Origin of the sequence: Ensifer sp. (assembly GCF_035999185.1) — a bacterium.
Lineage (GTDB): Bacteria > Pseudomonadota > Alphaproteobacteria > Rhizobiales > Rhizobiaceae > Ensifer.
The window spans coordinates 76,983-96,105 of the sequence record NZ_DASYHB010000208.1 but is presented as its reverse complement, the minus strand read 5'-3'; the positions used below and the strand labels follow the sequence as shown (position 1 = coordinate 96,105).

18 protein-coding genes are annotated in these 19,123 nt (G+C 62.7%); 10 read left to right on the top strand and 8 right to left on the bottom strand.

Going from position 1 to position 19,123, the window contains the following annotated elements:
• Position 1 precedes the first annotated feature (1 nt).
• The 3 genes from VGO04_RS30515 to VGO04_RS30505 are packed head-to-tail and all read right to left on the bottom strand — an operon-like array spanning position 2 to position 4,384.
• Complete coding sequence (locus tag VGO04_RS30515) at positions 2–1,225, bottom strand: aminomethyltransferase family protein (RefSeq protein ID WP_414650632.1); 1,224 nt, start codon at positions 1,223–1,225, stop codon at positions 2–4.
• The gene (locus tag VGO04_RS30510) at positions 1,222–2,775 is read right to left on the bottom strand and encodes an NAD(P)/FAD-dependent oxidoreductase (RefSeq protein WP_327499727.1); all 1,554 of its coding nucleotides are present in this window, start codon (positions 2,773–2,775) and stop codon (positions 1,222–1,224) included. Before VGO04_RS30510 ends, VGO04_RS30515 begins: the two co-directional genes overlap by 4 nt.
• Positions 2,762–4,384, bottom strand: coding sequence for an NAD(P)/FAD-dependent oxidoreductase (locus VGO04_RS30505; protein ID WP_327499726.1), 1,623 nt, complete (start codon positions 4,382–4,384; stop codon positions 2,762–2,764). The genes VGO04_RS30510 and VGO04_RS30505 overlap by 14 nt, the downstream gene beginning before the upstream one ends.
• 145 nt (positions 4,385–4,529) lie before the next feature.
• On the opposite strand from VGO04_RS30505, the gene VGO04_RS30500 reads away from it, so the two are divergent.
• Genes VGO04_RS30500 through VGO04_RS30490 form a run of 3 tightly spaced genes read left to right on the top strand, consistent with a single transcriptional unit; the run spans position 4,530 to position 7,163 of the window.
• The gene (locus tag VGO04_RS30500; protein ID WP_327499725.1) at positions 4,530–5,339 is read left to right on the top strand and encodes a class I SAM-dependent methyltransferase; all 810 of its coding nucleotides are present in this window, start codon (positions 4,530–4,532) and stop codon (positions 5,337–5,339) included.
• Between the two features lie 40 nt (positions 5,340–5,379).
• Positions 5,380–6,039, top strand: coding sequence for a TetR/AcrR family transcriptional regulator (locus tag VGO04_RS30495; RefSeq protein ID WP_327499751.1), 660 nt, complete (start codon positions 5,380–5,382; stop codon positions 6,037–6,039).
• Positions 6,040–6,080: 41 nt separating this feature from the next.
• Entirely contained in the window at positions 6,081–7,163 is a 1,083-nt protein-coding gene (locus VGO04_RS30490; protein WP_327499724.1) for an extracellular solute-binding protein, read from the top strand.
• Positions 7,164–7,210: 47 nt separating this feature from the next.
• Here the strand turns inward: VGO04_RS30490 and VGO04_RS30485 are convergent, their stop codons facing one another.
• The 3 genes from VGO04_RS30485 to VGO04_RS30475 are packed head-to-tail and all read right to left on the bottom strand — an operon-like array spanning position 7,211 to position 10,072.
• Complete coding sequence (locus VGO04_RS30485; protein WP_327499750.1) at positions 7,211–8,284, bottom strand: ABC transporter ATP-binding protein; 1,074 nt, start codon at positions 8,282–8,284, stop codon at positions 7,211–7,213.
• Between the two features lie 7 nt (positions 8,285–8,291).
• Positions 8,292–9,116 (bottom strand): ABC transporter permease, encoded by an 825-nt coding sequence (locus tag VGO04_RS30480; protein ID WP_327499723.1) that lies wholly within the window; start codon positions 9,114–9,116, stop codon positions 8,292–8,294.
• On the bottom strand, positions 9,113–10,072 hold the full coding sequence (locus VGO04_RS30475) for an ABC transporter permease (protein WP_327499722.1): 960 nt from the start codon (positions 10,070–10,072) through the stop codon (positions 9,113–9,115). Before VGO04_RS30475 ends, VGO04_RS30480 begins: the two co-directional genes overlap by 4 nt.
• A 207-nt stretch (positions 10,073–10,279) precedes the next feature.
• Between VGO04_RS30475 and VGO04_RS30470 the strand changes: the two genes are divergently transcribed.
• A complete protein-coding gene (locus tag VGO04_RS30470) occupies positions 10,280–11,692 on the top strand; it encodes an aminotransferase (protein WP_327499721.1) in 1,413 nt (470 codons plus the stop codon).
• A gap of 110 nt (positions 11,693–11,802) precedes the next feature.
• Here the strand turns inward: VGO04_RS30470 and VGO04_RS30465 are convergent, their stop codons facing one another.
• Positions 11,803–12,999, bottom strand: coding sequence for an aromatic ring-hydroxylating dioxygenase subunit alpha (locus VGO04_RS30465; protein WP_327499720.1), 1,197 nt, complete (start codon positions 12,997–12,999; stop codon positions 11,803–11,805).
• Between the two features lie 320 nt (positions 13,000–13,319).
• On the opposite strand from VGO04_RS30465, the gene VGO04_RS30460 reads away from it, so the two are divergent.
• Together VGO04_RS30460 and VGO04_RS30455 are read left to right on the top strand one after the other, a co-directional pair.
• Positions 13,320–14,324 (top strand): alpha/beta hydrolase, encoded by a 1,005-nt coding sequence (locus VGO04_RS30460; RefSeq protein ID WP_327499719.1) that lies wholly within the window; start codon positions 13,320–13,322, stop codon positions 14,322–14,324.
• Positions 14,311–14,730: a hypothetical protein gene (locus VGO04_RS30455; RefSeq protein ID WP_327499718.1), complete on the top strand. Its 420-nt coding sequence runs from the start codon at positions 14,311–14,313 to the stop codon at positions 14,728–14,730. The genes VGO04_RS30460 and VGO04_RS30455 overlap by 14 nt, the downstream gene beginning before the upstream one ends.
• A 42-nt stretch (positions 14,731–14,772) precedes the next feature.
• Here the strand turns inward: VGO04_RS30455 and VGO04_RS30450 are convergent, their stop codons facing one another.
• On the bottom strand, positions 14,773–15,561 hold the full coding sequence (locus tag VGO04_RS30450; protein ID WP_327499717.1) for a DUF4394 domain-containing protein: 789 nt from the start codon (positions 15,559–15,561) through the stop codon (positions 14,773–14,775).
• 196 nt (positions 15,562–15,757) lie between these two features.
• Between VGO04_RS30450 and VGO04_RS30445 the strand changes: the two genes are divergently transcribed.
• The 4 genes from VGO04_RS30445 to VGO04_RS30430 all read left to right on the top strand — a co-directional run bounded on the left by VGO04_RS30445 (position 15,758) and on the right by VGO04_RS30430 (position 19,057).
• Positions 15,758–16,309 carry a sigma-70 family RNA polymerase sigma factor gene (locus VGO04_RS30445; RefSeq protein WP_414650631.1) on the top strand — a complete coding sequence of 184 codons (552 nt, stop codon included), beginning with the start codon at positions 15,758–15,760 and terminating at the stop codon, positions 16,307–16,309.
• A complete protein-coding gene (locus tag VGO04_RS30440) occupies positions 16,306–17,007 on the top strand; it encodes an anti-sigma factor (protein WP_327499716.1) in 702 nt (233 codons plus the stop codon). The genes VGO04_RS30445 and VGO04_RS30440 overlap by 4 nt, the downstream gene beginning before the upstream one ends.
• A gap of 316 nt (positions 17,008–17,323) precedes the next feature.
• Complete coding sequence (locus tag VGO04_RS30435; RefSeq protein WP_327499748.1) at positions 17,324–18,355, top strand: four-carbon acid sugar kinase family protein; 1,032 nt, start codon at positions 17,324–17,326, stop codon at positions 18,353–18,355.
• Positions 18,356–19,057, top strand: a complete 702-nt coding sequence (locus VGO04_RS30430; protein WP_327499715.1) for a FadR/GntR family transcriptional regulator — start codon at positions 18,356–18,358, stop codon at positions 19,055–19,057. It begins immediately after the preceding gene.
• Positions 19,058–19,123 lie beyond the last annotated feature (66 nt).

Here is a 19,123-nt window from a genome sequence, read left to right as displayed (position 1 = left end):
CTCAGAACCGTCCCGGCGGGTTGGCCGAACGGCGGTCGAGCTTGACGAAGGGCCGGGCGACGATGCGGGCCCGTTTCATGAGTTTCTGATACTGAAGTTCCCGCAGCGCATAGATCTCGACCCAGAGATCGTCGACGATGCGTGTGCCGTAAGGCCGTGAAAGAGTGGCGATCGCAATGTTGCGTTTGGCAAGCGGTGACCAGATCGCCGCGGTGACAAGGCCGACTTCCTTCTTGCCGCGGTGATAGACAATTGCCCCCTCAGCCGGGATGTTGCCTTCGATCTCAAGGCCGACGAGCACATGCTTCAGCGTGGTCCTTTCGCGCGCGCGGAAGATGGCGTCGCGTCCGTTGAAGAAAGGCTTCTCCGCATCCACCAGCCAGTCGAGACCGATTTCGTCAGGCATCCGTTCGCGGTCGGCCCGAAGCGCGGCCTCGGCCGTGATGAAATCGGCATTGGCGACGATGAAGCCCGCTTCGATGCGAGCCCGGTTGAGTGCGTCATAACCGATCGCCTTCAAGCCGAAACCGGTGCCAGCCGTCCACAGACGATCCCAGAGGCTCAGCGCTTCTCTGGCATCGACGAAGAGTTCATAGCCGAGATCGCCGGTAAAGCCGGTGCGCGAAATGGTCACAGTGCCATCGAGGTGAGGGAAGTCCGCGAGCTGGAACGGCTTTAGCGCTTCGACGCCGGCAAAACCCGCGGCTTCGAGGACCGCAAAGGACGTCGGGCCCTGAAGCGCGACGGCGGCGATCTCGCTCGTCTCCTCGACGATCTCGGCGGAAAATCCGCCGGCGCTGTCGAGAAGCCAGGGAAGATGCCGCTCCTGGCAGCAGAGGCGAAAATCGTCCGATCCCAGACGAAATAGCGTTCCATCGTCGAGCACATGGCCATGGTCATCGCACCAGGCGGTGTAGTGCACGCGGCCGATGCCGAGCCTGGCGACGTTGCGCAGCGTCAGCCGGTTGAGATAGCGCTCGGCGTCCGCGCCACGAATGCGGTATTTCACCATCGGCGAGATGTCGAACAGCGCCGCGGTCGAGCGGATCGCGAAATATTCGAGTTCGGTATCGAAGATGGAATGCGGCGCCTTGTAGCCCGCCCAGCTGTACCAGTCGTTGGTTTCGCTGAGGGCTGCGAGGCGTTCATGAAACGGGGTTTCCAGGCGGGGCGTTAGGATGTGGCCCTGGGCGGCGCGGCGAAGGGCTGTCAAATGCATCATCATGCGCGTTTCTCCGAAAGGACCTGGCGGGCGGCAAGCAGGCCTGGCAGGCCGGAAATCCCTCCACCCGGATGCGAGCCGGCACTGGCGAGATAGAGACCGCGAAGCGGTGTCGCGTAGCCCGACGCTGCGTTGACCGGGCGGTTGACGAGCAGCTGGTCGGCCTGGAGCTCGCCGTGATGCCAGTGCCCGCCCGGCAGGTTATAGCGCTCCTCGATGTCGACGGGGGTTAGCAGGCTTGTCGCCACGATACTGCTGCCAAGGCCGGGCGCATAACTTTCCAGAGTATCGAGCACGATCTTCTGGAAAGCGGGCTTGCCCTTGTCCCAGCCGTCGGCGAGTGCGTAAGGCGCAAATTCGACGAGGGCGGACAGGGTGCAGCCGCCGGAAGGCGCGAGCGACGGATCACTGAGGCTCGGCAAGGTGATTTCCATCACCGGATCGGTGGAGAACTGGCCGTACTTCGCCGGATTGAACGCCTCTTCGACATGGTCGACCGACCGCGCGATCACCAGCCGGCCACGCAGGTCGGCCGCCGTTACGCCGGGAAAATCCGGTATGCGGTCGAGGGCCAGATCGAGCTTTGCGACGTTGCCCTTTGAGCGGATGTTGCCGACGGCGCGACGGAAGCCGGTGCCGATCTCGGCGGCATCGGCAAGTGTCAGGAAGGTGGCCTTCGGGTGGATCGCCGACACGATTGCCGCGGCCCCAAGCGTTTCTCCAGTGGAGAGCACGACGGCGGTGGCGTGGCCTCGATCGGCAACGATGCGCTCGACCCTGATGCCGGTTCTGACAGTGACACCTGCCCGGGTCGCCGCCGTTTCGAAGGCAGCAGCCGTCGAACGCCCGCCGCTGCCGGCGACATGCTGCGCGCCGGTCACTCCCTGCATCTCGCCGGTCAGTCGATAGTAGAGGCCGAGCAGCGAGGTTGGAGAGCGTGGCCCGAGATGGATGCCGAGCGTGGCGTCGAAGGCAAGCAGCGCCTTCAGCCGGTCGTCGGTCAGATACTCGTCGGCGGTATCGGCGACGTTCATCAGCAGCATGCGCAGAAAATCGCGGCTCTCCTCGCGCCCCTTGCGCAGGAGCCCGAGGCCGGCGCCGACAAGCGTCGCAAAATCCGCGAGCGCCATCTCGCCGACCTCAGGCGGGCGGCGCCTGAGGAACCGCTTCAGGATGCCGGCCTGGAAGATCAGCTTGCCGCGCATCTCCTGGAAGCGCTTCGCTTCGTCTTCGGAAACGCCATCGATCGTCTCGCCGTAGCCGCCGCGCAGCACCGCGTGGCGCCCGGCCGGCGACAGGACGACGGTCGGCGCCGGCGCGCTGGGTTTGTCGTCGAGCGAGAGGGCGACAGCCACCTCGGGATCGAGCCGGTTGACGATGTGGGCAAGGCCCGGGCTCGAATAGCCCGGGTGAAAGGCATAGCCGCGCGCAGCCCCGCCGAGCGTGTCGCTGGCTTCCACCAGCAGGACCTTGCGGCCGGAGCGGGCGAGGAAGGTGGCGGCGGTCAGGCCATTGTGGCCGCCGCCGATGACGATGGCATCAAATGACGTCATGGGCCGGGCTCATCTTGTTTGAGGAAGTGTGGCGCAGGTCGCGCAGGATCTCGGCAGCGGCGTTGCGGCCGGGGGCCCCCATGACGCCACCACCCGGGTGGGTCGACGAGCCGCAGATATAAAGACCGCGCACGGGGCTGCGATATTGCGCGTAGCCCGGAACCGGCCGATTGAACAGCAACTGGTCGAAGGTGAGTTCGCCCTGGAAGATGTTGCCTTCCGTCAGCCCCACTTCCTGCTCGATCTCGCGCGGCGTGCGCACTTCCATGTGCAGGATGCGCTCGCGAAAACCCGGCGAATAGTCGCTGATCTGTTTGATCACGGTTTCGGCGAAGGCGTCACGGTCGGCGTCGGTCCAGTCGTTGCCTCCAACCTTTGGCGGACAGTACTGCACGAAGCAGGAGACGAAGTGCTTTCCGGGGGGTGCCATCGTCGGATCGAGCGTCGTCGGGATCATCATGTCGACGAAGGGATCGGCCGACCAGCGGCCCGCCTTCCAGTCGTCATAGGCGCGTTCCATGCGGGTGACGCTGTCGGTGAAGTGCAGGTCGCCGCGGATGCAGGAAGAACCGGCCGGCAGTGCCGGGAATTCCGGCAGGCTGTCGAGTGCGATGTTCACCTTGCCGGAGGAACCGCGCATCTTGAAGTGGCGGACCCGGTGAACGAAGCGCTCGGGCAGGGCATCCTCGTCGACGAGCTTCAGGAAGGTGCGTTTGAAGTCGGCATTGGAGACGACGAGATTGCCGAGCACCTCCTCGCCATCGGCAAGCAGCGCACCATAGGCGCGGCCGCTGCGGGTCAGCACCTTGGCGACATCGGCGCCGGTGCGGATGGTGCCGCCCGACGCCTGGAACGAGGAGGCGAGCGCCTTGGTAACGGCGCCCATGCCGCCACGGGCATAGCCCCAGGCGCCGACCGAACCGTCGACCTCGCCCATATAGTGGTGCAGCAGCACGTAGGCCGTACCCGGCGACATCGGCCCGAGTGCGGTGCCGATGATGCCCGAAAGCGCCAGATAGGCCTTGATCACGTCGGTCTCGAAATACTCGTCGAGGAAGTCTGATATCGACATGGTCCAGAAGCGCAAGGTCGCAGCCATCTCGGCCGTCGAGAACTCACCGAACTTCTTGGCGAGATAGATGAGTTCGGAGATGTCGCGCGGCTTGAAGCTGAACGGGTCCGGCGCCGTGCGCATCAGGAGCGGCTGGATGAATCGGCACTGGCGGGTAACGTCGCGGGCATAGCGCTCATAGGCCTCGGCGTCTCGCTTGGAATAGCGGGCGAACTCGCGGCGATGGGAATCGTGGTCGCGATAGGAGGCGAGATAGTCTCCGTCGCGAGTCAGGACCGCGCCGCCTTCGTAGGAGATCACCTGCAGCCCATGTTTCGGCAGCTCGAGGTCACGCATGATTTCCGGCCGGAACAGCGAGCAGACGTAGGAACAGTTGGAATAAAGGAAGCCGGGCGTCAGCTCTCGACTGGTCGCCGCACCTCCGACCCAGTCGTTCTTTTCGAGGACGACGACATTCAGCCCGGCGCGCTGCAAATAGCAGGCGGCGACCAGGCCGTTGTGCCCCCCTCCGATCATCACCACGTCGTATTTTTTCATGTGGCTCCCCTTGTCGTTGATCAAAAAATGACACGGAAAGCAGAATGTTGTCCATCCATTTTGAATGAGCGTTCAGCAAATATGTTGCAATCCTCTGATAATGCGATAGGATTTTTAGCAAGGGTTGATATGGCAAGGAGCTTGGATGTCATCGGTCGATCGAGAAGCGGGGCACGCCGTCGAATACGACGATACGGCGATCCGTTTTCTTCAGGTACTGTGGGGGGAGGGCTACCTCTCGCCCGGCGGTCCCGAGGAGGTCGACCGCGTGCTCGACGGCGTCGAACTGGCAGGCAAGCGCGTCCTGGACCTCGGTTGCGGCGCCGGTGGCGTGACGCTGCATATCGCTCGAACCTATCGGCCGGCGGCGATTGCGGGCTTCGATGTCGAGGCGCCGGTGATCGCGCATGCGCGGCAGGCTGCTGACCGCGCCGGTCTCGCCGGTGTCTCCTTCATCCAGGCGCCGCCCGGCAGGCTGCCCTTCGTCGACGGCAGTTTCGACGTGGTCTTTTCCAAGGACGCGCTGGTTCACGTGCCCGACAAACGGGAGATGTTTTCCGAGATCTTTCGCGTGCTTTCGCCGGGCGGCACCTTTGCGGCCTCCGACTGGTTGATCGCCCACGATGGCGAACCCTCAGGCGACATGAAGGCCTATCTCGCGGCCGAGGGCTTGAGTTTCGGCATGGCGTCCGCCGCAACCTATCTCGCGGCCATGAAGGATGCAGGCTTCGGGGAGACGCGGGCCGAAAGCCGCAATGATTGGTATCGCGACGTGGCGCGGCAGGAGCTTTCACGCCTTAAGGGAACTCTGCATTCGGCCGCCGTGGCGGCGGTCGGCGAGGCCTATGTCGCCAAGAATATCCGGACCTGGACGGCCATGCAGAAGGTGCTTGACAGTGGTGAGCATTGTCCCACTCATCTGCGTGGCATCAAGCCGATGCCGCGCGGGGCATGACATGCATCTGCGTCTGAAGAAGAACGAGACGGCGGTACGGATGAAACTCAGCCCAGAAGTGCGGGAAGCGGCGGACACGGAAAAGCGTGGGCGCAAGGCCTCGAAGGAGACGCGGCGGCAGCAGCTGATCGAGGCGACGATCGATTCGCTGGCAAAGCGCGGCTATTCGGAAACGACGCTCGCCGATGTCGCCGATGGCGCAGGCCTGTCGCGCGGCATCGTCAACTTCCATTTCGAGAGCAAGGAAAAGTTGCTGATCGCCACGCTGCAGTTCATGGCGGACGAGTATGCGGCCAATTGGGGCGCGGCGCTGGAAAAGGCGGGCGACAAGGCAGCGGCGCAACTCTGGGCGCTCGTCGCCTGTGATTTCGACCGCAAGATCTGCACCAAGCGCAAGCTGGCGGCCTGGTGCGCCTTCTGGGGCGAGGCCAAGTCGCGGCCGACCTATCAGGCGCTCTGCGGTGCGCGCGACGTCAAGTATCAGGATATTTTCCTGGCGCTCTGCCAGACGCTGAAGGACGAAGGCGACTATGCCTATGAGCCCGACGGCATGACGCTGGCGCTCTGCGCATCGATGGAAGGGCTGTGGCTGCGGCTGATGATGGGCGACGGGCTGACGCGCGAAAAGGCGTTTTCGGCGGCTGTCGAGTATCTGCTCGTCGCCTTTCCGAAGCATTTCACCCGGGAAGGGCCGAAATAGGGAACGACAACGCCGGAACGGCCGGATAGAGGAGGTTGGCAATGACATTGGTGAACGCGTGCAGGCACATCTTGGGAGGCGCCTTCATCGCCTCGCTTGTCGGAACCACCGCCCTGCCGGCGCTTGCTGCCGAAAACCTCACGATCTTCGACTGGTCCGGCTACGAGGATCCGGCTTTCCATCCCTCCTACACCGCCAAACATGGGGACGAGCCCGACTTCAGTTTCTTCGGCGACGAGGAGGAGGCGTTCCAGAAGCTGCGCTCCGGTTTCAAGGCCGACCTTGCCCATCCCTGTTCGCAGAGCGTGGCGAAATGGCGTGAAGCCGGGCTGATCGAGCCGCTCGACACCTCCAAGCTCACCTATTGGAACGACATCGATCCGGCGATCGCCGCGATGAAGGGGCTGGTGACGACGCCTGATGGAAAGGCCTGGTTGCTGCCCTTCGAATGGGGCAACACAGTGCTCACCTACCGGACCGACACGGTGAAGGAGGATGAGGTCAAGTCGCTCAAGGCTTTTGCCGACCCGAAGTTCAAGGACCGGGTCTCGATCGGCGATAATGTCGACGACGCCTATGCGCTGGCGAGCCTCGCCATCGGCGTCAAGGACTGGACGACGATGACCGACGAGCAGTTCAAGCAGGCCTCCGATTTCCTGCGCGAAGTGCACAAGAACGTGCGCCTCTACTGGACCGACAACACCGACTTGAGCCAGGCGATCGCTAGCGGCGAGGTCGATCTCGCCTGGGCCTGGAACGAGACAGCGACGACCTTGCAGGCCGACGGCGTTCCGGCGGCGATCAAGAAGGACACGACCGAGGGGCTGTCGACCTGGGTTTGCGGCTACGTCCGGCTCAAGGGGGCGCAAGCGCCTGTCGACGAGCAGTATGACTACCTCAATTCGATCTCCGATCCGGCAATCACGTCCTATATGGTCGAGTCCTGGGGTTACGGTCATGCGAACGCTCGCGGCATGGCGCAGGTCGATCAGAAGATCCTTGCCGACAAGGGTTATGCGGATGTCTCGAAGTTCCTCGCCAACACGCTGTTCCAGTCGCCGATGCCGATAGAACTGCGTCAGCGCATGATCGCGGAATTCGAGAAGATCAAGTCGGGCTATTAGCCCGCTAATCTGCGGGCCGTGTCGCACGGCCCGCGGTCGCAACTCCGTCAGTCGGCGACTGCGACCAGCGCATCCGGATCGTAGGCAAGCCGCACGGTATCGCCGACCGGGATGTCGTCAGCGCCGAAATTGTTGGTTTCCGAAACTGAGAGCGGCTGTTCGAGGCCCGGGATATCGACGATCAGGTGGGTGATTTCCCCGAAATAGTGTCGATCGACGACTTTGCCCGCAACCTCGAAGTCCGAGCGGGCATCGTCCCAGAGAACTCTTAGCCGCTCCGGCCTTATGCCGATCGTCGCTGCGCCGTTGCGGGCGACGAAGCCGAGTGGCTTGTCGACCGTGACGCCGCCGAAGCGCGGGGTCTCGACGGAGATACGGGTCGCCGTCTCGTTGGTGACGCGGGCCTTCATGAAATTCATGCCGCCGAGGAAGTCGGCGACCTGGCGGGTGTTCGGGCGCTGGTAGATTTCCTTCGGTGTCGCAACCTGGGCGATCCGGCCCCCGAACATCACGGCGATGCGGTCGGAAAGCGCCAGCGCCTCGTACTGATCGTGGGTGACGAGGATGAAGGTGATGCCGACGGCGCGCTGCAGCGTGCGCAGCTCCACCTGCATCTCCTCGCGCAGCTTCTTGTCGAGCGCAGACAGCGGCTCGTCGAGCAAAAGCACTTTCGGGCGCATCACCAGCGCGCGCGCCAGCGCCACGCGCTGGCGCTGGCCGCCCGACAGTTCATGCGCCCGGCGCTTGCCGAGATGACCGAGCCGCACCTGTTCAAGCGCTGCGGTGACGCGCCGGCGCTCGTCGGCGGCATCGAGCTTCAGCCGCTTCAGCCCGTAGGCGACATTTTCCTCGACGTCGAGATGCGGGAAAATCGCATAGTTTTGGAAGACCATGTTGGTCGGCCTCCGGTTCGGCGGCACGCCGATCACCGATTGCCCATCGATGCGGATATCGCCCTCGGTCGGCGTGTCGAAGCCGGCGATCGAGCGCAGCAGCGTGGTCTTGCCGCAGCCCGACGGCCCGAGCAGCGAGAAGAACTCGCCGGCTGCAATGTCGAGTGAGACGTTGTCGAGCGCCTTGTAGATGCCGTAGAACTTGTTGACGCCGTCGATCGCGATCATGGGTTTATCAAGCATGCTGCGCTCCCTGTGCCCTGAGCCTGTGTTCGGCGCGGCGGCGGATGATTTCAGAAAGAGTAAGAAGCAGGATCGATATCAGCAGCATCAGGCTGCCAAGCGCCAGCACGCCCGGAAGCTTGGCGGCAAAGCGCAACTGCCCCCAGATATAGACCGGCAGCGTCGGCTCGGTGCCTGAGAGGAAGAAGGCAAGGATGAACTCGTCGAGCGATACGGTGAAGGAGACCAACAGGCTCGAGACGATCGCTGGCGCAACCACGGGCAGCGTCACCCGGCGGAAGGTGCCGATCGCCGTTTCTCCGAGATCGAGCGAGGCTTCCTCCAGCGACCGGTCGAAGCCGTCGAAGCCGGAGATCAGGACCGACATCGCATAGGGCAGGCAGAAGATCACCTGGCCGAGGATGACGGTGACGAGCGAGAGTTCAAGCCCGAGCTGCAACAGCACCATCAGCAGCGATACCGCAACGATGATTTCAGGCAGAAACAGAGGCGCCATGATGAGACCCGTCGCCGGCTTCTTGCCGCGGAAACGGTAGCGGGTCAGCGCGCGCGCTGCGCAGATGCCGAGGACGGTGCTGAGGATCGCAACCGATATGCCGACGATCAGGCTGTTGCGGGCCGCTTCGAGCATGGCAGAATTGCCCCAGAGCGAGACGTACCATTTGGTGGTGAAGCCCGCGAGCGGGAAGGTCGTGGTCGAGGCGTTGTTGAACGAGAAGATCGGCAGAAGCAGGATCGGGAAATAGAGAAAGAGCAGGTAGAGGCCGACATAGGCGGGCAACCAGCGAGACTTCGGAATGCCGTGACGACCGCTCATTTGGTTACCCTCACCAGAAGCTTGAGCAGCAGGACGACGAGCCCCGCCATCGCCGAGACGACGACCATCGTTGTGACCGAAAGGGCGGCGCCGAGCGGCCAGTTGGCGCCCTTGCCGAATTGCGCCTGGATGGCGGTCGCGATCATCACTCCGTCCTTGCCGCCGACCAGCTTCGGCGTGACGTAATCGCCGACGGTCGGGATCATCACGATCAGGAAGGCGGAGATGACACCCGGCAACGACAGCGGCAGCGTGACGCGCAGGAAGCTCATCAGCTTGTTGTCGCCGAGATCGTGCGCCGCCTCGATCAGCGACCGGTCGACTTTTTCGAGCGACACGTAGATTGGCAGGATCGCAAAGGCCGCCCAGCTGTGGACGAGGGTGATGACCACCGCATTGGAATTGTAGAGCAGCGTCGTCAGCGGCTTGTCGATCAGGCCGACCGAAAGAAGCCCGGTGTTCATGACGCCGCCATAGCCGAGGATGACCTTCCAGGACATCACGCGCAGCAGGTAGCTCGTCCAGCAGGGCACGGTGATCAGGAACAGCCAGAGGTTCTTGTGGACCCCGCCGTGGAAGGAGATGAACCAGGCGATCGGGTAGGAAACGGTGACGGTCACCACGCTCACGACCAGCGAAATGACCAGCGAGCGAAGGAGCAGATCCTGGTAGATCGGCTCGCCGAGCGCAGTGCGGTAATTCTGAAGAGTGAAGGTGCGGTCGATCGTCAGATAGTCCTGGGTCCAGAAACTGTAGGCGATGACAATCAGGACGGGCAGGAAGAGCAGGGCAAGCGCGTAAAGCAGTGTCGGCGATATGAGAGCGAGGCCGCTCGCCTCTTCGCTGGCGATCCAGCGCGTCCGGCTTTTCAACGGGGCCGAGGGCCGGTGTTTCACTTCGATGCCCGGCAATACCGCCATCAGCGTGCCCTCGCGCAGTGCGTCGAGCGTGGACACTGGAAATGCAGCGATCGCGTCATTCAATCCATCCCGTGGCGGTATCCGCCTTCTGGTGTTCCCTTGATTAGCAAAACGCAAATCGGGATTGAACGCAAGCGGAATTTCTGCAATATTGATTGAACAGCCATTCAATAAAAGAAAGTTTATCGATTAATATCATGCGATTGAGTGGCTTTTGTCGTCATATTAATGGGAGATTTCGTGATGGCTGCGAAGCGCGATCCGGCAGATATGCACAATGAAGGGGCCGACGAAATCTCTGAACTCGCCGCACGGCATCTCGTCCAGCCCTGGCCGGTGGCCGGCAGCATCGGCGCCGAATCCCGCGGCGCGATTAAGAGCGGCGAGGGGATCTATGTGACGGATGGCGAAGGCCGCCGCCTGATCGACGGCCCTGCGGGCATGTGGTGCGTCAACGTCGGTCATCGCCGCGCGGAACTCGCTCAGGTTCTGCACGACCAGGCGCTGGCGCTCTCCTACAATTCGCCCTGGTACACGACGAGCACGCCCTCGGTAGAGCTCGCCGAAAGGCTTGCCGGTCACGCGCCCGGCGATCTCGGCCATGTGTTCTATACGACCGGCGGGTCCTCGGCGGTCGAGACGGCGCTGCGGTTCATGCAGTTCATGAACAACGTGCGCGGCCGGCCGGAAAAGAAGCTGATCGTCTCGCGCCAGGGCGGCTATCACGGCTCGACCTATCTCTCGGCCTCGCTCAACGGTCGTCCGCGAGATCACGACTGGATGGACAGCGCTTCGGATCAGGTGATCAAGCTTACCTGTCCGAACCCGTTCCGCCGCCCGGCTGGCCAGTCCGAACAAGAGTTCTGCGATTTTCTCGTGGCCGAGTTCCGCGCGGTTATCGAAGAGCGCGGCGCCGAGAAGATCGGTGCCTTCATCGCCGAGCCTGTCATGGCGTCGGGAGGCGTCATCGTGCCGCCGGCGGGCTATCTCCAGCGCATGCGGGCGCTCTGCACGGACAACGACATCCTCTTCATTGCCGACGAGGTGGTGACGGCCTTCGGCCGGCTCGGCGAGGTCTTTGCCTCGAAGGCCGCGTTTTCGATCGAGCCTGATATGATCACCTTCGCCAAAGGGGTCACTTCGGGCTATTTCCCGCTTGGCGGGGTGATGATCTCGTCGCGGCTTCTCGAAGCGTTGCGCCAGTCGAACCATTCCGACGCGATGTTCGCCCACGGTCTCACCTATTCCAGCCACCCGATCGGCTGTGCGGTGGCGCTCAAGAATCTCGATATTCTGGAAGACGGGCTGCTCGACCATGCCCGAGCGATCTCCGGCCATTTCCAAGGGGCGCTGAAGCGGCTCGAGGCGTTGCCGCTCGTTGGAGAGGTGCGCGGGCTCGGGCTGATGGCCTGCGTCGAATGTGTCGCGGACCGGGTCAGCAACAACCCGCTGACGCTCGATCTCGAAGTGGGAAAACGCATCGACCGGCACTGCCAGGAGCTCGGGCTGCTGGTTAGGCCGCTGATCAATATGTGCGTGATGTCGCCGCCACTGACGATCACCACAGGCCAGATCGACGACATGGCCGAGATCCTCGATGTCAGCATTCGCCGGACGATGGACGAGCTCGTGCGCGAGGGGCTCTGGAAGGGCTGAGCGGGCGAACGTCATAAGCACATCCAGAAATGCCTCGGCCCTGCCAGCATTCCCCGGCAGGGCCGATTTCAGGGGCCGGATAATCTCCGGCCCTTCTTTTTTTGGTTTGTTCAGCGGGCGGTCAATGCCGCGTTGAGCGTCGCCATTTCATCCTCGCGTGGCGCCTGCTCCATTGTCATGACAGGCAGAACCGCCCGCAGATGGTCATGGTGGGTGCGCACGCCATATTCGAGATCCGACAGATAGAAACCGCCAAATGCTTTCGAGGTCATCGACTCATTTGACCATATCGTCAGCTGCACGTCCTCGGACTGTGTGTCGCGATCGATGCGGAAGGCGAGGTAGCGGGCGAGCCGCTGCTGACGCGTTTCGTTCGGGTAGCGATATATCGCACCGCGCAACAGCGTCTTGCCGGTCGACAGCGGAAACTCCTGATAGAACTGCACGCTCTCCGGCGTCACGGCGATGACGGCATTTGGGAAGAGGCCGAAATAGATCCAGGCCTTGCGCAGCCCCTCCGGCAGGTGTGATGCTTCCGGCGCGATGTTTACGTATTGGCGGACACTCCAGCGTCGGCCCGCATGCGGATTGTAGGTCGCAAAGGAGCGGCAGAGGCCGTTGACGAACGGCTCGTCATAGTAGGTTGAGCCGTAGAGGTCCTGCAGCGCCGGATGCGCCATGGCGACATGGTAGCCTTCGTTGTCGACGTCGCGCACCGATTTCCAATTGACGGGGCTCTCATGGGTCCAGATGCCCTCCGTCGGTACCATCGCTTCGGTTCCATACTGGCCGAGTTCCTCGGCGAAAGGCCGCATGAGCTCGGCGACGGAAGGCTGCGGACCCGGCCGGAAGCGGATGAAGACGAAGCCCATCCACACTTCGAGTTCAAGCGGGATCAACCCGAAGGCCTGTTTGTCGAGCGGCGGGAACGAGCGCGGCCGCGCCGCACCCCGCAGCGTCCCGTCGAGATTGTAGACCCAGCCGTGGAACGGACAGACGAGCGCATTGCGGCAGGTGCCCTTGTCGTCCGCCACGACGCGGGAGCCGCGGTGCCGGCAGATGTTGTGGAAGCCGCGGATCGTGCCGTCCTGGCCGCGCAGAATCAGCGCCCGCTCGCCAACGACGTCCATGGTGACGTAGTTGCCCGGTTCCGGCACGTCGGAGACGTGACAGGCGATCTGCCAATGCTGCCTGAAGACGTGTTCCTTCTCCAGTTCGAGCAGGGCGTCGCTGTGGTAGCACCATCCAGGCAGCCCACGGCGATCCCAGTCGTTCGGAACGGCAATGTCGCGGAACAGTTCGTTCATCACGGTCTCCATTTTTGCTGAACGTTCATTCAATATAGCCGGATTTTGCGATGAGGGGAATACCGGCACGTCACGACGCGGAGGAATGAAGGGGGCCTGTTCATGCGGGATCATGGACAAGTGAAGCGACAGCGCCTGTATCTGGCTGCTGGTATCATCCTTGACCAGGTGGGGGCGCGGCATCTCTGGCCTCGCGCAGGCTCGATGACATGAGGCCAAAGGCGGCGTTCAACATTTGTCTGAATTCCAGGTTTCGAAATGAAACCGTTGGCGTCTCGCAGACGTATTTGCTCCAGAGGTCCACAATCTTCCGGGAAGCGATGAACGTCCGTCCGATAGCCTTGATTGCCGGGTTCTGGTTGTTTTTGCTCGGGGCGCTTTTGAGTGCGGCGCGCTCGATGGCGGGCGACGAAGAGGCGGTTCGCATTGATGTCGGTGGCGGTGTCATGCTCAACAGCGTGCTGTTGAGGCCGCACAAGACGGTTGACTTGCCGCCGGTCCTGTTCATCCACGGAGCGAGCGCCAGTCTGTACGACCCCATGTATTCGTTTCGAGACAAGCTTGAAGGACGAGCGGCGCTCCTGTTCGTTGACCGCCCGGGACATGGCGATTCCGATGTCGGCGGACCTGAAAACATCCTGCCCGACGGACAGGCGGATGCCATCGCAAGCCTGATGGAAAGGCGTGGAATTCGTAAGGCGATCGTCGTCAGCCACTCTTTCGGCGGGGCAATCGCGGCAGCTCTTGCCGTGCGGCATCCAGACAGAGTTGTCGGCCTCGTTTTCCTTTCACCGGCAGTCTATCCCTGGAAAGGCGGTATCGCCTGGTACTATGACGCGGCAGCCGTTCCTGTCACGGGCGCGCTCTTCAGCAGCCTGATCGCGCCGCCAATCGGGCTGCTTGCGATCCGAAGCGCGACCTCGGCGACGTTTTCGCCCAACAGAATGCCGCAAGACTATATCCGCGAGGCTCGAACTCTGCAGGTCCTCAGGCCGGGCACCTTCCGGCACAATGCGCAGGAAGTGGCCGCGCTCAACGGCTGGGCCCGGACGGCAAGTCGCGGGTACCGCAAGATCAGGGTGCCGACGGTGATCATCACGGGGGATGCCGACAGCATCGTTTCGCCTGTTGTGCATGCGCGGCACCTCGCGCGCGACATCCGCGGCGCCCGTCTCTTCGTCGTCCGCAATCTTGGCCACAAGTCAGACTACGTCGCGCGCGATCTGGCGATTGCGGCGATCGAAAGTGTCGGCGGACGAAGAGTGGACCTGAACGCCGAGGCGAGGACGATCGAACTGCGGATCGCGGCAGATGACGAACGTTGACGTCTGGCGCAGCAGATGCAGGGCTGGCTTGTTCGCGCTCTATGCGACGGCGGGCGTCCTGCACGTGACCTTTCCGGCGCCGTTCCTCGCCATCACGCCCCTTTGGGTGCCGAGCGCGCCAGACGTCGTCCTGCTGACGGGCTTCTGCGAGATCGCCGGCGCCATCGGCCTTTTCGTGCCGTCTCTTCGAAAATATGCCGGTATCGCCCTTGCGCTTTATGCGGTCCTGGTCTTCCCGGCCAACATCAAGCACGCATTCGACAGCCTGAGCGCACCGGACGTTTCTCCATGGCAGTGGCTCTATCATGGCGTCAGGCTGCCGCTTCAGCCTTTCGTTGTTTGGCTTGCTTTGTTTGCGGGGGATGCTGTGACCTGGCCGGTTCAGAAGACGAGCGCCGAGCTTTAGAAAAAGGGGGCGGGACATGGCACCCCGCCCCGTCCATGTGCTTCACATTGCCGGAAGCACCGTAATGTCGCGCACGTCCGTTTCCAGCCCGGTGATCGTGCCGACCTCGGTTGCCGCCCCGGTCTCCAGATCGATGGTATAGAGCGCCTTGTTGGCGACGAGATAGGCACTGTTCCTGCCGTCCGCCATGCCTTGAATGTCGAAGGCGTAGGTCGCCGGCATGTCCTTGAGGCCGAGCTTGCCGATCGCCTTTAGCGTGCCGTCGTTCGGCTTGGTCTGCTGGATGAGCGCGCCGATCGTGGCGTCGATATTGTACATCGCCGTCTTTTCCGGCTTGCCGATCGAATTGGTGTAGCCGGCCGCAACGATGTTCGGGGTCTCTCCCTTGTGCATGTCGCTTTCCTCGAAGGCGAGCGTACCATCGACGGTAACTGCGCCGGTGTCTGGATGAACGCGGTGGTTGGTCGTACCGGTCATGAAGCGAAGGCGATCGGCCGCAGGGTTGAAATCGACGACGACCGGAGCCTCTGACATCGCCAGCATCTTGTCCATCTTTGCGACTTGCGTGGCTGCGCCCGTCTGAAGGTCGATCGAGACGATCGCGTGATCCGGCGTGACGCCAATCACGGTCTTGGTACCCGGGCGGTAATCGATGCCGACCAGCTTGTCGACGCCGGTCACATCCATCGTCTTGGTGGCACTCGGCTTTTCCGTATCGAACATCACGAGCGTCTTGTCGCCGGTCAGGCCCAGGACCGGGGCGGCGAGGGTGATGCTCGAGGTCGTCGCAATTGTTGTCGATGCGATCAGGGCGAAGCAAATGGGTTTCATGTCTTTCTCCCGTTGCGGTGACGCGTTTGAAAGTCGTCCGGCTGCTTGCGCCGCGACTTCCTCTCATGAAGACCCCGCGCCGGGTGCGCCTGGATGCAGTGACGCGAAAAAAATTCTCCGCCTGCATCTAAGGGGCTGGTCGGCGCGTATAGAGATTGAGTGCTCGCGCTCGACGTTCTTGAGGGGAGAGTTCTGTATGTTGATGACACCCGGTGCAGACGATCTCGCCAGCGCACTTGCCGGCTGTGCCAAAGGCGACAAGACGGCGCTGCGATTGATCTTCGACCGGGAGGCCGGACGGATGGTCGCGATTGCCGAGCGCATTGTCCGGCGACGGGATCTTGCAGAGGAGGTGGTGCAAGAGAGTTTCATCCGACTCTGGACGCATGCGCATCAGTACCAGCCAGATCGCGGATCTGCACGCGGCTGGATTTATGCGATTGTCCGCAACCGCGCCCTCAATCTGCTGCGCGATAGCAGTCGCGAGCTAACCATTGAGGAAGTGGACGCATTGCGTGAGCGTGAGCAGGCGCATCAAGTCATCGCCGCCTGGTACCAGCTAGATCAAAGCTCCCGTCTTTACCACTGCCTGGGTGCGCTTGACGAAACGAAGCGGCGCGGCATCCTCATGGCCTATGTGCACGGCTATTCCCACGGCGAGATCGCCGGTCGTCTGCGCGTACCGCTCGGGACCGCGAAGTCCTGGATCAGGCGCGGGCTTTCGGCGCTCCGGGAGTGTATGGCATGACCGGTGAGCGAGATTATGCGGCTCTCGCCGACGAGTACGTGCTGGGCCTGCTCGACGCAGCCGAAGCGGTAACGATCGAGGCCGATATGGAGCGCGAGCCTCTGTTGGTGGCGGCAATCGCTGCCAGCCGCGAGCGCTTCCTGCCGCTGGACGCTGGAGCCGAGGCTGTGCCCGTTCGTGACGATCTGTGGGGCCGCATCGAGGCCTCCCTGCCACCACAGGCAGGACCAGCCGCCATCGACCCGGCACTGCCGGCCAACGACAACCGCACAAACGGCTGGCGAAAAATCGCGGTCGCCGCCATCGCCGCAACGGTAATCCTGGCCGTCGGACTTTCCTTCAGCCTGATGAGAACGATCGACCCGGTGGTCGTTGCCGTCCTGGTCAATGACCGTGGGGAGGTGCAGGCGATCGTCGAAGATTTCGGAAACGAAAGCGCGACGGTCCGAATGCTGGTGGATTTTGACGTTCCGCCGGGCAAGACCATCCAGGCCTGGACGCTGCCGTCTCGCGAAATCGGGCCGGTATCGCTGGGCCTCGTCGACACAGCAAGGTCAGTGCGCTTGGAAGGACCAGTCTTGCAACCGCCCCGTGACGGTCAGCTTTACGAGTTGACGCTGGAGCAGGCAGGGGGCTCGCCGACCGGGCGGCCGACCGGGCGGATCCTCGCCAAGGGCTTGGCCAAGCTTGCGCGGTAGCGCGCCGGCCAATCGTCGCCTTCGGTTTTTTGCTCTGAAGATCAGGGCGACCTTAAGGCATTGCGGCAGCAATCAGAATCCCAATCCCGATTCTGGTCAAGCTTGAGAAGCGCGCAAGCATTCTTGGTCGAAGCACGTAGCAGGGTGCTGGCAGTGCCGCCCGAAGCTTCATCGCGAACGCGTGCAGGGCAGATGAATCCCGTGCACTTCCTTGCCCAGGGAACGGCATTGATTTGTAAAATCAATCTCAAAAAACATTGACATTTCAATGTTTGATGTGGTTATAAAGATAACAACAAATTTACGGGCTTCTACCATGTTGGCCATTGTCGCTGATGATTTGACGGGAGCGCTCGACGCCGCCGCGCCGTTTGCCGCACGAGGCATGCATGTCGAGGTCGCCCTGGTGGGCGAGGCCATTGACAGCGCGCTCCGGCTAAAGCCCGATGTTCTTTCAATCAATCTCGGCTCGCGTGAACTGAGCGGCGAAGCTGCAGGCCAGCGCGCGGCGGCAGCCCTTGCCGGTCTGCCGCCTGAAGCGCGGCTCTTCAAGAAGGTCGACTCGCGCCTGAAGGGCCATATAGCCGCCGAACTTGACGCCGTGACGTTCCGTTCCGCCTTGGTGGCTCCGGCCATTCCGGCATTTGGTCGATACGTGACAGACGGTTGCGTTCGTGGTTTTGGGGTCGACGCGCCCATTTCCGTTCGAGAAAGGCTAGGTCGGCATGCGGCCCGGTCCATCATTCCGGATACGTCCACCGCGGCAGAGATGCGCGCGGCGCTTGAGCATGCCGAGCGGACTGGCGTCGACCTGTTGGTGGGGGCGCGTGGCCTTGCCGAGGCGCTTGCCCAACACATGACCGGCGACGCGGCCGCGCACGCCGCCGAAATTTCTGGCGGTCCAGCCCTGTTCGTCATCGGATCTCGCGACCCCATCACACTTGCCCAGATCGACGCACTGCGCCACTCGGTTGCGATACGCTATCTGGCGGCGCCCAACGGGCGTCTTGTCGACCCGAAAGACGATGGCAGCGCGATCACCCTGGTCCAGGCTGTCGCAGGCGAAGCGGAAGTTTCGTCCGAAGAGGTTTCCGAGGCGCTTGCCGAAAGTATCTGTCCGAACCTCGCTCGATCGGTCGGTACAATGCTCTTGTCCGGCGGTGCTACGGCGGAGGCGGTCTTGAGGAAGATGAATATCCAGCGTTTCCGCCTGCTCGGTGAATGCCTGCCGGGCCTGGGCTTGGCTGAAGTCGAAGGACGTTGCATCATTGCCAAATCCGGTGGATTCGGTTCGCCGGACACGCTGAAGCAGGTCGCCGAGGCGTCTCTCCGCAAGATGGGATCGTAAATGGGACTGGAGACCGGAACTGCACGCAAGAGCCTTGGCGATGTCGTCTTTGAGCGCATGCATCGTGCGATCAAATCCGGCGCATACAAGCCTGACGAGCGCCTGCCGACCGAACACGATCTCGCCAGCGAATTCGAGGTCTCCCGCCCGATCATTCGCGAAGCGCTGCAGCGGCTGCGCGAACAGGGCTTCATCTATTCGCGCCGGGGCGCAGGCAGCTTCGTACGCGCCGTCGGCATGCGCGAGCCGCTTGGCTTCGGTCAACTCGAGAACGTCGCCGATCTTCTCAATTGCTACGAGTTTCGCCTGACCGTCGAGCCGGCGGCGGCGGCGGCCGCAGCGGAGCGTCACGACGCGGGCACCTTGGCGGCCATTCGCCGGGCGCTTGAACTGATGCGGGACGCGACCAACCGCCAGTCGCACCGCGAGGATGCGGATTTCCAGTTTCATCTCGCGATCGCGCGCGCCGCGCAGAACAGCTATTTCTTCACGGCCATGGAAGCGCTCAAGGACCACATCGCCGTCGGGATGCGGTTTCATGGCGCCTCCGTCAAGCGCGAGACCACGGGGCTGACACGGGTCTTTGCCGAGCACGAGGCGATTGCCGAGGCCATCGCTTCACGCGAGGCAGCGAAGGCAAAGCAACTCATGCATGATCATCTCTCGGGTTCGCGCGAACGCCTCTTCCTGGCGACCAAATAGCACCGCAAACGGCAAATACTAACCCCGGCGCTTGGCCGGGGCTCTGGTTCTGTGTCGATGGTGGGG